Below are 14,199 nucleotides of genomic sequence, written 5' to 3' on the forward strand. Positions count from 1 at the left end.
CGCCTTGCCCCGGAACGTAGGATGAGCGAGCGGAGGGCGAATGGACGATTATCTGATCTTCGGACCCGACGACGTCGATCTCGCGCGCTCCCCGCTGCGCCGATCCTTTCCCGATCCGACATTCGTTCTCGGCGCCTTCAATCCGGGGCTCGCGGTCCTGCCGTCGGGCAACCTGCTGCTGATGGTGCGCGTGGCGGAGGCGCTGCTTCATCCGATTGCCGGTGATCATGTCCGCGCGGTCCGCTGGGAGGCGGGGCATTACCGGCTGGACGCGCATCCGCTATCAGGCGTCGACATGCGCGATCCGCGCCAGTTCAGCCTGCCCGGCGGCCGCCACCGCCTGCTCGCGCTGACGTCGCTGAGCTGGCTGTTGCCGGTCGAGCTGACGCCGGACGGGCGCGAGATCGTCGCCATCCACTATGATCGCGCGCTGCAACCGCCCGCCGACTGGGCCTGCTACGGGATCGAGGATGCCCGCATCAGCCGCATCGACGGCACCTATTGGATGACGGTCTGCGCCGTCAGCCCTGAACGCCACGGCACCGCGATATACAGCTCGCAGGACGGCTCCGACTGGACCTGCCATGGCTTGGTGCTCGATCATCAGAACAAGGACATGATCCTGTTCGAAGGCCGCATCGCCGGGCGCTATTGGGCGCTAACCCGGCCACTCGGCGAGCTTTATTTCGCCTATCCGCCGGGCAGCGAGTGGCTCGGCGGCCCCTCGATCAATCTCGCCACCTCGCCGGACGGGCTGCACTGGAAGCCGGTCGACGCCCCGTTCATCCGCCCGCGTCGCGGAACGCCCGGCGCCATGAAGGTCGGCGGCGGCAGCCAGCCGGTGCTGACCGACGCCGGCTGGATGATGATCTGGCATGGGGTGGAGCAACAGGGGGAGGTCGGGGTCTATCGCAGCTTCTGGTCGCTGCTCGATCGCGACGATCCCACTCACATTCTGCGAATGGAGGACCGCACGCCGTTGCTCGAGGCGAATCCCGCGCTCACCGCGCCGATCGCCGACCGGCTCTACCTGCCGAGCGAGGTTGTCTTCACCACCGGCATCGCCAATGGCGGCGATCACTGGATCGTGGCATCGGGCGAGGCCGATCTCGCCTGCCGCATCACACATATTCCGAAGGAGCGCTTCGCATGACCCGGCCCTGGTGGCAGTCCGCGGTGATCTACCAGGTCTATCCGCGCTCGTTTCAGGACAGCGATGGCGATGGCATTGGCGATCTGGCAGGCATCATCGGCCGGCTCGATCATTTCGCTACGCTCGGCGTCGACGCGATCTGGCTCTCGCCGGTCTATCCGTCGCCCATGGCGGATTTCGGTTATGACGTATCGGATTATCGCGGCATCGATCCGCGCTTCGGCACGATCGAGGATTTCGACCGGCTGGTCGGCGAGACGCATGCCCGCGGCCTGAAGGTCCTGATGGATTTCGTGCCCAACCATAGTTCGGACCAGCATCCCTGGTTCGTCGCCAGCCGTTCCTCGCGCGATGATCCGAAGCGCGACTGGTATATCTGGGCCGATCCGGCCACGGATGGCGGCCCGCCCAACAATTGGATTAGCGATTTCGGCGGCCCCGCGTGGGAGTGGGATGAGGCGAGCGGGCAATATTACGCCCATGCCTTCCTTAAGGAGCAGCCCGATCTCAACTGGCGCAACCCCGACCTGCGCCGGGAAATGCTGGAGACGCTGGACTGGTGGTTCCGGCGCGGTGTCGATGGGTTCCGCATCGACGTGCTCTGGCACATGGTGAAATCGGCTGAATTGAAGGACAACCCGCCAAATCCGGACTGGCGGCCCGGCATGGCGGACATGCTGCGCGTCCACCAGACCGAGAGCACCGATCAGCCCGAAGTCCACGAGATCGCAGCAGAGATGCGCGCGCTGGCCGATCGTCATGGCGATCGTCTCCTGGTCGGCGAGATCTATCTGCCGAACGATCGGCTGATGGCCTATTACGGCACCCGGGATGCCCCCGGCGTGCACCTGCCGTTCAACTTCGCGCTGATCGAGGCGGAATGGACCGCGCCCGCGCTCAGCCGGATCATCGGCGACTATGAAGCCGCACTGCCGCCGGGGGGCTGGCCCAACTGGGTGCTCGGCAATCATGATCGGCCCCGCATCGCCAGCCGCGTCGGCCCGGCGCAGGCGCGGGTTGCTGCGATGCTGCTGCTCACCCTGCGCGGCACGCCCACCCTCTATCAGGGAGACGAGATCGGGCTGACTGATGTCGACGTGCCAGCCGACCGGATCCAGGATCCACGCGAGCTGCGCGAGCCCGGCCTCGGCCTTGGCCGCGATCCGGTCCGTACGCCGATGGCTTGGGATGGCAGCCCGAACGGCGGCTTCACGACCGGCGATCCGTGGCTGCCGCTGCATCTCGACTGGCCGTCACGCAATGTCGCCGCTCAATCGGCCGATCCCCAATCTATGCTGTCGCTCTATCGGCGATTGATTGCGCTCAGGCAGATCGAACCGGCACTGTCGGTCGGGGCGATCCACCTCGTTCCCGCCGCCGCCCCAAGCGAGGGCCGCAACGGCCTGTTGGGCTATGTCCGCGAAACTGGCGGGCGCCGGGTGATCGTGCTGCTCAACCTGGACGATGCCTATGTCCATATCGATCTGCCGCCCTGGGCAAAGGACCACAAGCTGGCCGCGACCACGCTGTCCGGCGTGCCGCTTGCCGCCGGCTCGACACTGGAACTGCGCCCGAACGAGGGCGTAGTGTTCATACCCCCGCGCGACGTTTCATGAGGATCGCGATGCTCGCGCCGATCAGTTGGCGCACCCCGCCCCGCCATTACGGGCCGTGGGAATTGGTCACGAGCCTGTTGACCGAGGCGCTGTTCGCGCGCGGGGTCGATGTCACGCTGTTCGCAACGCTCGACAGTCTCACTGCCGCCCGGCTGGATGGCGTGGTGCCCGCGCCCTATTCGGAAGATCCATCGATCGATGCCAAGGTCTGGGAAGCGCTGCATATCGCCAATGTGTTCGAGCGTGCGGCCGAATTCGACATCATCCACAATCAGGCCGATTTCATGCCGCTGGCCTTTTCCGGCCTCGTCGATACGCCGGTCGTCACCACGATCCACGGCTTCTCGTCCGATCGAATCATGCCTGTCTATCGGCGCTACGACTCGACGACGCATTATGTCGCGATCAGCGATTCCGATCGTGCGCCCGGGCTCGACTACGCTGCCACCATCCATCACGGCATTCCGATCGGCGATTTCGCGTTCGATCCGATCGGCGCGGACCGGCTGCTGTTCTTCGGCCGCTTCCATCCCGACAAGGGCGCTGCAGAGGCGATCGCAGTCGCCCGCGCCACCGATCACGAGCTCGCCATGTACGGCATCGTACAGGACGAAGGCTATTATGCGCGCGAGGTGGCGCCGCATCTCGCGGGCGGGCGCATCCGCCATCCCGGGACCGTCGGCGGTGCAGAGCGGGTGCGCGCGCTGGGCGCGGCCAAGTGTCTGTTGCACCTCATCAATTTTGATGAGCCCTTCGGCCTTTCGGTCATCGAGGCGCTCGCCTGCGGAACCCCGGTAATTGCCATTCGGCGCGGATCGATGCCCGAGCTGATCGACGATGGCGTCACCGGCTTCCTGGTCGATGACGTCGACGGTGCGATCGCCGCGATCGGACGCCTGGGTGAGATCGATCGCATCGCCTGCCGCCAGGCTGCCGAGGCGCGTTTTTCGATTGATCGCATGGCCGACGCCTATCTCGCGCTTTACCGTGAGATACTTGGCGGCTCCGCGAAGCCGTCTTGACCGCGCGCCCGCTTTGCGGGAAGCCCGCCTCTCCAAAACAAGTGGAGGACGTACATGGCGAAGACACCGGCTAAGGCCGCTGGCGAAAAGAAGGCCACTGGCGCGAAGAAGGCCGATGGCCTGTCCAAGCCGCTGACCCCCTCGGCAGAGCTCGGCGCGATCGTCGGCACCGGCGCGATCTCGCGCAGCGACGTCGTGAGCAAGGTCTGGGAGTACATCAAGAAGAACAATCTCCAGAACCCGGAAAACAAGCGCGAGATTCTGGCCGACGACAAGCTCGAGAAGGTCTTCGGCAAGAAGAAGGTCACCATGTTCGAGATGAACAAGCATTTCTCGGCCCATCTGAAGGCCTGATGCGGGATCGGCCGGGCCGGCGGGCGCACTGCCCCCGGCCCGGCAAGCCTCAAGCGGTCAGCCCAGCCTGATCGCCTCGAACGCGGCCCGCCACACAGGCGGGATCGGCACCGGCCGCCGGGTCGCCCGGTCGACATGGACATGGACGAAGAAGCCTTCGGCCGCCGCCGTCTCCGCCTCTTCCGCGAAGATGCCGATCGCATAGCGCACGCTCGATCCGCCGATCGTGTCCACCGCCAGACCAACCTCGACCCGACCCGGATAGGCCAGCGGCTGCGCATAGCGGCACCCCGTCTCGATCACGAGGCCGATCGGGTCGCCCGTTTCCACATCCAGCAGCCCACAATCGATCAGCCAGCCGTTCACCGCGCTGTCGAACCACTGATAGTGCACGGTGTTGTTGACGTGGCCGTACACGTCATTGTCCGCCCAGCGCGTGTCGATCCTGCGCCACTGGCGATAGGCGGCACGCGGTCGGAACGGCGTACGGCTCACAGCGCAGCCTCGTAGATGCGCCGCGCGTCGGCGAGGTCGATCGGGCAGGGATTATTCGCCAGCAACCGCTCCTGCTTCATCGCCTCGCCCGCCAGAAGCTCCAGGTCGCCGCGCCCGATCCCGAGCGCGCTCAGCCGCTGCGGCAATCCGACCGCGATCGACAGCGTCCGCACCGCTTCCACCAGGCCCTGCGCCGCCGCCTGGGTGCCGAGCCGGGCCAGCGACGGATCGACCAGTGGCCCAAGCTCCGCATAGAGCGGCATCGCAGCCCCCATATTGTGGCCCAGCACATGCGGCAGCATCAGCGCGTTCGACAGCCCGTGCGGCAGATGGAAATGCCCGCCCAGCGGATAGGCCAGCGCATGGACGCCCGCCACCGGGGCGTTGGCGAAGGCGACGCCGGCGAGATGGCTCGCGCGCAGCATCGCTTCGCGCGCGGCAAGATCGTCCGGCGCATCGCAGGCGCGGCGCAGATTGGCTGCGATGAGACCGATCGCCTCGCGCGCCAGCAGGTCCGACATCGGATTCTTCAACCGCGCGGACGTATAGGCTTCGATCGCGTGGACCATCGCATCGATGCCAGTCGCGGCCGTCGCATCTCGCGGCAGGCCGATCGTCAATATGGGATCGAGTAGCGCGGTATCGGGAACCAGTGCCGCGCTGCTTACCCCCCGCTTTTCAGCCCCGCCGACAGTGATGACGGTGACCGGCGTCGCTTCGGAACCCGTCCCCGCCGTCGTCGGCACGAGCGTCAGCGGCAGCCGTCGCCCGGTTGCACGCCCGACACCCCAAATGTCGTCGAGCAGGTCGCCCGATCCGATCAGATAGGCGGCCAGCTTGGCGACATCCATCGGGCTGCCGCCACCGAAACCAATCACCCCATCGGCGCCGTGCCCGGCCGCCACCGCGGCCATCACGGTATCGCGAGAGGGATCGGGCTCGACCGCGTCGAAGATCGTGACGTCGCGACCGTCGCGCCGCAGACCCTCTAGCGCGGCATCCGCCAGGCCGAGTCCACGCACGCCCGCATCGGTAACGAACAGGATCCGTTGGCCGGACAGGTGCTCCACCAGCCGCTCGGCAACGCCGGCCCCGGAAACCAGCCGCGGCCCATAGTTGAAGACAAAATGCTCGGGCACTTTACGCTCCCGTCAACCTGCTCCCGGTTAGGGCGCGGAGACGCCGGGCGCAAGCATCAGAAGGCGCGCTCGAGCCTCGTCAGCAAGGTTCGTGCGGGGCTAGACGGCGGCGCCGGCGCGTCGATCTCCTGTTCGAGCCGGCCCACCCGCGCATATAGATCACGGCTTGCCTCGATCAGCTGTCGCGCCGGCGCGGGCAGTTGCGCCACCAGTTCATGATCGCTGTCGGCTGCCTCGCCCAACCGCCGGGTCCGGCCGCTGGTCTGTGCCGCACCAAGTTCCCCAGCATAGACCGCGCGGCGCGCCAGCAGCCAAGCGATGACGTGCATCAGCCGCGTCGTGACCTTCAGCGATTCACAGCTGAAGCCGACCCGCAGGCCGGGCGGCAGCGCATCCCGATCCGCACGCCCGGTCTCATCGAAATAGGCGCGCACCTCATCGGCCAGCAGCATGGCTTCGACGTGCAGCGCATTAACTACGCGGATCGTCAACCTTCCGCTGCTATGCGGCATCTGATCCGGTACATTTCCCATGCCTGATCATCGCACAGCCCGCGCGTGGCCGGAACCGGCAAAAAGGGTGAATTCCGCGCGCACCGTTCCCTCTTGAAACAAGCGACGACGAAACCAGATTCTCCATCGGGACGGCCGCGTCGCCCTTTGCGGGGCGCGGCCGGCCCGGTCCGGCGGCCTGCCGCGGGCCTTCACTCGCTCTGCTTATGAAGGGACTGAGACCTATGCGTACTCTCGATTTTGCGCCCCTGCTGCGCTCCTCGATCGGGTTCGAGAATTTGAACCGGCTCGTCGATTTCGCGACCCGCGGCGAAGGCGATGCCTATCCGCCCTACAATATCGAGAAGATCGGCGACGGCACCTATCGCATCCAGATGGCGGTCGCCGGCTTTGACCGGTCCGAACTTGACCTGACCGTCCAGGAAAATGTCCTGATTGTGGTCGGGCGCACCGGTGACGACAAGGATGCCCCCGAACGCCAGTTCCTGCATCGCGGCATCGCCAAGCGCGCGTTCGAACGCCGGTTCCAGCTAGCCGACACGATCAAGGTGACGGCCGCCAGCTATGACCGCGGACTGCTGAACATCGATCTGGTCCGCGAGATTCCCGAGCACAAGAAGCCGCGCCGGATCGCGATCGATGGCGAAGAAACTCCCGGCGTGATTGAAGCCGACACCAAGTCGCTCGAGATCGCCTGAACCGGCCAGCGCGGCCGGCACATTGCCGGCCGCGCTTTCTTTCCGGAATATTTTGGAACCATCTGGAAAAGGCGCTTCAACGCTACTGACAAGTGCGTATGACAAGGCTATTAAGGTTAAACGACAACCGGGTCGTCGGCGCATGCGAAACCTGGAACGAGAGGATATCGATGCGATCGCGCTCCATCTTTTCTCTTGCCTCGCCGGCCGGCCTTGATGCCGCGCTGGGCCGCGCGCGGCGCGCCGCGGACGACGTCGATCCTCCTCATCCCAATGGATCGTGGAGCGCAGCGCGCGCCTTCATTGTGGCCGGTGTGCTTGCGACGGCGATCTGGGGCGCCTTATTGTTTGCGCTGATCTGATCAGTAGGAACCGCGCACCAGCAGCACGCTGGGGACGGTCATCAACAGGATCCGGAAATAGAGCCGCAGATCGAGCGCGCGGGCGAATGCGACGTCGCATGCGACACGGCGCCGATAAGATACCATATTGCGGCCGCTGATCTGCCAGAGGCCCGTGATGCCCGGCCGGACAGCGCAATAATTGGTATAGTAATGGCCGTAGCGGACGATCTCGGCCTCCACGATCGGCCGTGGCCCGACCAAACTCATCTCGCCTCGCAGGACGTTGAAGAGCTGGGGCAGCTCATCGAGACTGCTCTTGCGGAGCAATCGGCCGATACCGACGATCCGCGGATCGTTCCGCAATTTCTGGTCACGCGCCCATTCAGCGGCCGCCAGCGGATCGTTGCGCAATAGCTCTGCCAGTCGCGCCTCCGCATCGACGGCCATTGTCCGGAACTTGAAGCATCGGAATGATCGGCCACCATGGCCCAGCCGTCGTTGCGCAAACAATATGGGACCGGGATCGATCGCCACCACGAACAGCGCGATCAGCAGGAAGACGGGGGCAAGAAGCACGATCCCGAACAGCGACAGCATGATGTCACACGTCCTGATCGAAACCGCGATCGGACGTGCTTCCCAGCTTGCGGCCGGTGCCGACACCATATGCGGAACCGTATGCACTCGCGACTCCCCAAAACACTCGCGTCGGGCTCGCGCCTGTCCCTACCGCAGTGCAACATACGCCGAATGGGTCGGCCTGTCCAAAGGATCACCGGCCCGTTACCAACGAGCCAACGTCCCCAGCAGCCGGTTCGACGCGGATGCTTAGGTCTGAGGTTCAGAAAATCAGGTTAATACGGAGAATCGGCTGTCGTCAGACTAAGAGCCCGAACAGCGCTGCCCATACCGAGACTGCGATCGTCGTGGCGAGAGCGAAGCCTCTGGCCGGTGCCAATGGATCCAGGTGTCGCTCGGACGTCGCGGCCGCGTGGCGCCCCCGCCCGAATGACAATCTTGTTGACTGAAACGTCGTCATCACTCCGCTCCTGCGAATTGCCCCGTGGACATCGCTCGAAGTGAAACGCTCGACCGTGAATATGGGTTCGGTCTGCGCGTCGCCGGTCAGGTTCCGCGGACGAGAAGAACCGCCGGTACCGTCAGGACAAGAATGCGCAGGTACAGGAGCAGCGATACACCACGGCTGAAACGAACATCGTACGCGACCCGGCGCCGATAGCTGCACGTGTTGCGCGCGCTGATCTGCCAGAGACCGGTGATCCCGGGCCGCACTGCGCAGTAAGCGGAGAAGTAGCGCCCATACCGGGGCACCTCCGCCATGACGATCGGCCGTGGGCCGACCAAGCTCATATCACCGCGCAGCACGTTCCAGAGCTGCGGCAGCTCATCGAGGCTGCTCTGACGCATGAATTTGCCCACGCCGACGATGCGCGGATCATTGCGCAGCTTGTGGCTGCTCTCCCATTCCTGGCGAGCCGCGGGGTCGTTGGAGAGCAATTCGTGAAGCCGCGCCTCCGCATCGATCCGCATCGTACGAAACTTGTAGCAATCGAAGATGCGGCCGCCCGCGCCGACGCGGCGCTGCGCGAAAAAGATCGGCCCCGGTGCCGTTGCCCGCACGATCATGGCGATTACGAACATGATCGGCGCCAAGATCACGAGCCCGATCGCCGACAGGATGATGTCGCAGGCCCGGATCATATGCTGGTGGCGACTGGTCAGTGGAATCGCGTCGGGGCGGACATAGACATCCGCGCGTACCCGCGCCCTCTCTTCCCAGACCAACGGCCGCATTGGATCATTCCCCCAAACCGAGGCAGCGACGCCGCGGCGCAACATAGGCCGATTCGATTGGCGATACAGTGATGAATCGCACTGGAGGGCGTATGGCGGGTATCAAATCGAGACATTTGCCCGCGCAAATCGGTCGTCCCACCGATCGGACGCGCACGCGCCCTTTCCCAGCGACGACGCGCCCGTCGCCGCGCCTCGCGAGTCGCGATCAGGTTTCGGCCGTTCGGTGGGGTCACTTCGGGGTGGCGGGGAACGGCTTCAGGATGAAAATGATGTAGGCCAGCGTCGCGGCGAATACGACGATCGCGATGATCGGCTGCCCCTCATTGCCCGCATAATTGGCAAGTGCGCAGCCGACACATGGCGGCAGATAGGCCAGGATCCCCCCGTCACGCGGATCATCCATCATCGATCGCTGCAGGAACAGCACCACGATACCGGCGAAGATCGCCACGGCCAGCCAATCGAAAACGGTTTCCATCTCATCCCCGCTTTGCGCGCAACGCCATCTGCGCGGTTAGCGCCTTGTAAAGGGCTCGTCGCGCCAAGGTAAGGCGCAAAGATGGTGACCGGAACCGAGCGCGGGTTGGCGGCTGGACCGGGGGGATGTAGATGCCGGCAGGCAGGACCGCTGTCGCGTGGTCCGGCTTGTTGGGAGCGTGCATGGTCACGATGCTTGGTGATCTCGGCCATATCCGCGTTGCGGATGCCCCGCCGACGGACGTGCGTCCGGCGATGGCCGCCCCGTCGGGTGCGACGCACGACGGGTCGGACGCATCCCCGCTTATGACCCATGCGACTGGCTTGCGGGCCTTCGCCTATGCGGGGCTGCTCGGCTGGGTCGTGATGATGTTCAGCAACTACCTGTTCCTCGAAGGCCAGCCGATCGCGATCGATATCCGCGTCTATGTCCGCTATCTGATGTGGCCTGCGATCCTGCTTGCAGCGGCTTTGCACTTCGCTCGGCCGACGCCATCCACAGCGGGACGCGCAATGGGCATGGTCATGCCCTATTTCATCGTGGGCGTGATCGCGGGCGCGGTCGGCGTCTGGCCGATCGGTGCCGCACGATCGCTCATTTTCTGGCTGTTCGGCGTGCTCGCCGCGGCAGTGATCGGCGCGGAACTCAGCCAGCGGACGATGCTGCGCTTCCTGTTCTGGCTCTACGCCATCATGATCGCCACATCGATTGCGGCGGCCGTCGCGCTGCCGGAAATCGGCACCATGGCCGATGGCCGCGCGATCCTGGGCGATGCGTGGCGCGGCCTGTTCAATTCCAAGAACACGGTCGGCCCGATCTGCCTGTTCGGGGCGCTCTGGGCGGTGCTGGCGCCCGACCTGCGGCTGATCGTGCGGCTGGCGGGCGTGGCGCTGGCGATCGTCCTGGTCGTTTTCTCAAACGCGCAGAGCGCCTGGCTCAGCATGATCGCGCTCGCCGGCTATCTCGGCGTCGTGCTCGGGCTTCGGCGATTCTCGATGCCGGCGGGCGCGAAAGCCCTGATTCTGATCGTCGGCATCGCTGCCGGGATCGGCGCGGTGATCGCAGGTCTGCAGCCGTTGCTCGAAGCGCTCGGCCGCGATCCGACGCTGACCGGCCGGACCACGATCTGGTCGACGTGGCTGGATCGCGCGCTGGATCACCCGGTGCTGGGTACCGGCCCCGGATCCTTCACCGAATTGTCGATCACGACGATCGATCTCACCATCAGCCAGCTCTATCTCGGGCGGATCACTTCGCCTCACAACATGTTCATCGCCATCTTCGGCGAAACCGGCGCGATCGGATTGCTTGTCTTCCTGGTCACGGTCGGCCGCGTGGCTTTCCTGCTGCCGTTCAGCAGCGACCGTCGCGAGGCGCTCGTCGCCGGCTCGGTTGCCTTCTCGATGTTCGCGCTGGGCTTTGCCGAGACCCGTGAGGTCTTCAGCCTCGGGCTCAACATGGTGTTCCTCGTCGCGACCTATGCCGGCTATCTTTCGGCGACTGCAGCCGGACGGGATACCGAAGGTCTGCCGCAGCCCGCGCCAGCGCCAATCAATCTCAAGCCCGAGCTTCAGCCGGCCAACGGTCCGAGATTGCTCGGCTGATTAAGATTCGCGGCCCGCGATCCGATTCGCGAGCCTCCGTGACCTTCGAAAAGCTCTAATCCGGCCGCCCCGCCCCGCGCTTTCCCGCGGCCTGCCAAGGTAAAGGCCGCGTCAACCGCGCTGCATTACCTTATCTGAATAGCCGACCGCCATTTTGGCCTCGAAATCAGGATCGAGGCGCGAGATTCATGGCGATCATCAACTACTTCGGAAAGACTCTCGCGGCCAGCACCTGGTCGCGCGTGACGTATACGGCAACGTCCCTAGTCAATTCGACCGTTACGGGTACAAATCAACATGAAGGTTTTTCGGTTGGCGTAGGCAACTATACGCTGGCCGGTGGCGGCGGCGACGATCAATATTATGGCGTCAACAATTCCTACCGCATCGTCGAGCTCGACGACGGCGGGATCGACACTGTCTGGCTGTCGTACAGCTATGTGGCCGCGCCCAATATCGAGAACATCATCGTCGGCTGGGCTCCTGGCGTGGTCGGCAACGCGCAGGACAACTACATCAAGGGCGACGGTCGCTTCTCCCAGATCGAGGGCGGCGCGGGCAACGACGTGCTGACCGGCGGCGGCGGCGGTGATCGGTTCGAATTCAATCGCGGCTCCGGCTATGATGTCATCACCGATTTCCGCACCGGCGCCAGCAGCAGCACGGCAGTATCGCCGGATACGGTGCGGCTCGCGGGTTACACCGGCTTCCAGGATTTCGACGATGTCCGCGCCGCCCTCACCCAGTCGGGCAGCGATGTCGTCCTGACGCTGGCACCCGATGCCGCGATCAAGTTCACCGGCACCCGTGTCGCGGACTTCACTGCCGACAATTTTCTGCTGGCGTTCGATCCCTCGGGCCTGACCAAGACCTTCGAGGATAATTTCGACAGCCTGAGCCTGTGGGATGGCCTCGCCAGTGGCACGTGGCGGACCGATTATGGCTGGGGCAATGATCGCAACGCCCCGATGGCGCGCACCTTGTCCACCAACGGCGAGAAGCAGATCTACGTCGATACCGAGATGACCGGCCGCAATGGGGTCGACATCAACATCAATCCGTTCAGCGTGAACAACGGCATCCTGACCATCGAGGCGGATACCACGCCGGTCGGCATGCAGGATGCGCTGTACGGCTACAAATATACCTCGGGCCTGCTCACCACCCGCAACAGCTTCACGCAGACCTACGGCTATTTCGAAGCCCGCATGGAACTGCCCGCTGAAAAGGGCGCGTGGCCGGCCTTCTGGCTGTACACCACCGGCACCAACGGTTCCGAACTGGACGTGATGGAGAGCCGCGGGACCGACTATACCACGGTCAACGCGCATGATTACTCGACCGGCACTCACCAGGCGCCCGGCAGCTGGATCTACCAGCCGGACCTGGCGACCGGCTTCCACACCTATGGCGTGCTGTGGACGGCCGAGAAGGTGACTTGGTATCTCGACGGGGTCGCTGTGCGCAGCATCGATACGCCGGGCGACATGCACGGTCCGATGTATCTGTTGATCAACCTCGCGCTCGATTCATCGGTGCCGAACGATTTCGACGGTGCCGAAGTGAAGATCGACTATGTCCGCGCATACAGCCTGGACAATCTGCCGGCCGGCCTCGCGGCCGGCGGTACGACGGCCCCTGCGAAGTTCTGGGAATATACCGGCACCGCGGGCAATGATCGCTTCACGATCATCACGCCGCAGGACCGGATCCACGAGGCGGCGAACGGCGGCATCGATCATGTCACGGCCGAGAGCGATTATGTGCTGCCGGCGAATGTCGAGAACATGACGCTGAAGGACTTGGCCAAGATCGGCACCGGTAATGCGCTGGCCAACCGGATCGAAGGCAATGCGCTCGACAATGTCCTGACGGGCTATGACGGCAATGACACGCTGTTCGGCGGCTATGGCGCCGATCGCATGATCGGCGGCATGGGCAATGACACCTATGAGGTGGATAATGTCCGCGACGTCGTGGTCGAGCTGGCCGATCAGGGCACCGACGTCGTCTATTCATCGATCAACTATACGCTCGGCGCGCATCTCGAGCAGTTGATCCTGACCGGATCGGCGATCAATGGCACCGGCAACGATCTGGCCAACAGCATCACTGGCAATGCCATGGCCAACCGTCTGACGGGTGGCGGCGGCAATGACTGGATCGACGGCGGCGCGGGTGCGGACACCATGATTGGCGGCGCGGGCAACGACTCCTACGTTGTCGACAACAAGTCCGACGTCGTGATCGAGCAGGCGGGGTCCGATCAGGACATCATCTATTCCAGCGTCGACTATAATCTTCCCGCCAATGTCGAGCGGCTCGTTCTGCAGGGCAATGCGCTGCGCGGCGGCACGCTCGCTAACGGCGGCCAGGTTACCGGCAATGCACTCGGCAACACGCTGACGGGCATGAACGCGGCCGACTATCTGGACGGCGGCGCCGGCGACGACATCCTCTACGGCAATGGCGGCAATGATCGCCTCGTCGGCGGGCTGGGCAACGATTTCCTGCGCGGCGGCGACGGCAACGATCAGCTCGATGGCGGCCTGGGCGCCGATACCTATCAGGGCGGTGCCGGGCGCGACACCTTTTCGATCATCGACATCACTCACACCGGCAACACGTTCGCGACGGCGGACAAGATCCAGGATCTGGTGCGTTCGGAAGGCGACCGGATCGATCTGACCGGGATCGACGCCAACAGCCTGGCGGCTGGCAACCAGGCGTTCAGCTGGATCGGCACCGGCGCCTTCACCGGTGTCGCGGGACAGCTGCGTGATCAGGTCAGCGGCACCAACCACATGGTGCTGGGCGACGTCAACGGAGACCGCGTGGCCGATTTCATGGTCGTCGTCAGCCTCCATGGCAATCCGCCGCTGCTGGCGACCGACTTCGTATTGTGACGGATGCGGGGGGCTTGACCCGCCCCCCGCTTGGGATAGCCTGCCCCCGACACGCCGCGA

14 protein-coding genes are annotated in these 14,199 nt (G+C 64.7%); 8 read left to right on the top strand and 6 right to left on the bottom strand.

Features of this window, described 5'->3' with window-relative positions; genetic code table 11:
• Positions 1-40 precede the first annotated feature (40 nt).
• From ABC347_RS08205 to ABC347_RS08220, 4 genes are read left to right on the top strand one after another with little or no spacing between them, the layout of a single operon-like run.
• Complete coding sequence (locus ABC347_RS08205) at positions 41-1,153, top strand: glycoside hydrolase family 130 protein (RefSeq protein WP_413245247.1); 1,113 nt, start codon at positions 41-43, stop codon at positions 1,151-1,153.
• Complete coding sequence (locus tag ABC347_RS08210; protein WP_413245248.1) at positions 1,150-2,769, top strand: alpha-amylase family glycosyl hydrolase; 1,620 nt, start codon at positions 1,150-1,152, stop codon at positions 2,767-2,769. Before ABC347_RS08205 ends, ABC347_RS08210 begins: the two co-directional genes overlap by 4 nt.
• Entirely contained in the window at positions 2,766-3,791 is a 1,026-nt protein-coding gene (locus ABC347_RS08215) for a glycosyltransferase family 4 protein (RefSeq protein WP_413245249.1), read from the top strand. The genes ABC347_RS08210 and ABC347_RS08215 overlap by 4 nt, the downstream gene beginning before the upstream one ends.
• A gap of 54 nt (positions 3,792-3,845) precedes the next feature.
• Positions 3,846-4,145, top strand: coding sequence for an SWIB/MDM2 domain-containing protein (locus ABC347_RS08220; RefSeq protein WP_413245250.1), 300 nt, complete (start codon positions 3,846-3,848; stop codon positions 4,143-4,145).
• A gap of 57 nt (positions 4,146-4,202) precedes the next feature.
• Here ABC347_RS08220 and ABC347_RS08225 read toward each other — a convergent pair whose 3' ends face one another.
• The 3 genes from ABC347_RS08225 to ABC347_RS08235 are packed head-to-tail and all read right to left on the bottom strand — an operon-like array spanning position 4,203 to position 6,270.
• Positions 4,203-4,640, bottom strand: a complete 438-nt coding sequence (locus tag ABC347_RS08225; RefSeq protein WP_413245251.1) for an acyl-CoA thioesterase — start codon at positions 4,638-4,640, stop codon at positions 4,203-4,205.
• Positions 4,637-5,779 carry an iron-containing alcohol dehydrogenase gene (locus ABC347_RS08230; RefSeq protein ID WP_413245252.1) on the bottom strand — a complete coding sequence of 381 codons (1,143 nt, stop codon included), beginning with the start codon at positions 5,777-5,779 and terminating at the stop codon, positions 4,637-4,639. Before ABC347_RS08230 ends, ABC347_RS08225 begins: the two co-directional genes overlap by 4 nt.
• 56 nt (positions 5,780-5,835) lie before the next feature.
• Positions 5,836-6,270 (bottom strand): DUF1465 family protein, encoded by a 435-nt coding sequence (locus tag ABC347_RS08235; RefSeq protein WP_413245253.1) that lies wholly within the window; start codon positions 6,268-6,270, stop codon positions 5,836-5,838.
• Positions 6,271-6,515: 245 nt separating this feature from the next.
• Here ABC347_RS08235 and ABC347_RS08240 point away from each other — a divergent pair, with 245 nt between their 5' ends.
• Together ABC347_RS08240 and ABC347_RS08245 are read left to right on the top strand one after the other, a co-directional pair.
• On the top strand, positions 6,516-6,989 hold the full coding sequence (locus ABC347_RS08240; protein WP_413245254.1) for an Hsp20 family protein: 474 nt from the start codon (positions 6,516-6,518) through the stop codon (positions 6,987-6,989).
• A gap of 92 nt (positions 6,990-7,081) precedes the next feature.
• Positions 7,082-7,351 carry a hypothetical protein gene (locus ABC347_RS08245; RefSeq protein WP_413245255.1) on the top strand — a complete coding sequence of 90 codons (270 nt, stop codon included), beginning with the start codon at positions 7,082-7,084 and terminating at the stop codon, positions 7,349-7,351.
• On the opposite strand, the gene ABC347_RS08250 is transcribed toward ABC347_RS08245, so the two are convergent.
• The 3 genes from ABC347_RS08250 to ABC347_RS08260 all read right to left on the bottom strand — a co-directional run bounded on the left by ABC347_RS08250 (position 7,352) and on the right by ABC347_RS08260 (position 9,629).
• Positions 7,352-8,017: a sugar transferase gene (locus tag ABC347_RS08250; RefSeq protein ID WP_413245256.1), complete on the bottom strand. Its 666-nt coding sequence runs from the start codon at positions 8,015-8,017 to the stop codon at positions 7,352-7,354. It lies immediately after the preceding gene.
• Between the two features lie 441 nt (positions 8,018-8,458).
• The gene (locus ABC347_RS08255) at positions 8,459-9,148 is read right to left on the bottom strand and encodes a sugar transferase (protein WP_413245257.1); all 690 of its coding nucleotides are present in this window, start codon (positions 9,146-9,148) and stop codon (positions 8,459-8,461) included.
• A 232-nt stretch (positions 9,149-9,380) separates the two neighbouring features.
• Complete coding sequence (locus ABC347_RS08260; protein WP_413245258.1) at positions 9,381-9,629, bottom strand: XrtV sorting system accessory protein; 249 nt, start codon at positions 9,627-9,629, stop codon at positions 9,381-9,383.
• A gap of 182 nt (positions 9,630-9,811) precedes the next feature.
• Here ABC347_RS08260 and ABC347_RS08265 point away from each other — a divergent pair, with 182 nt between their 5' ends.
• Both ABC347_RS08265 and ABC347_RS08270 read left to right on the top strand, forming a co-directional pair.
• Positions 9,812-11,233 (top strand): O-antigen ligase family protein, encoded by a 1,422-nt coding sequence (locus tag ABC347_RS08265; protein WP_413245259.1) that lies wholly within the window; start codon positions 9,812-9,814, stop codon positions 11,231-11,233.
• A gap of 188 nt (positions 11,234-11,421) precedes the next feature.
• Complete coding sequence (locus ABC347_RS08270) at positions 11,422-14,139, top strand: family 16 glycosylhydrolase (protein WP_413245260.1); 2,718 nt, start codon at positions 11,422-11,424, stop codon at positions 14,137-14,139.
• The last annotated feature ends 60 nt before the right edge of the window (positions 14,140-14,199 follow it).

Source organism: Sphingomonas canaveralia (assembly GCF_047238125.1).
Lineage (GTDB): Bacteria > Pseudomonadota > Alphaproteobacteria > Sphingomonadales > Sphingomonadaceae > JBDFMH01.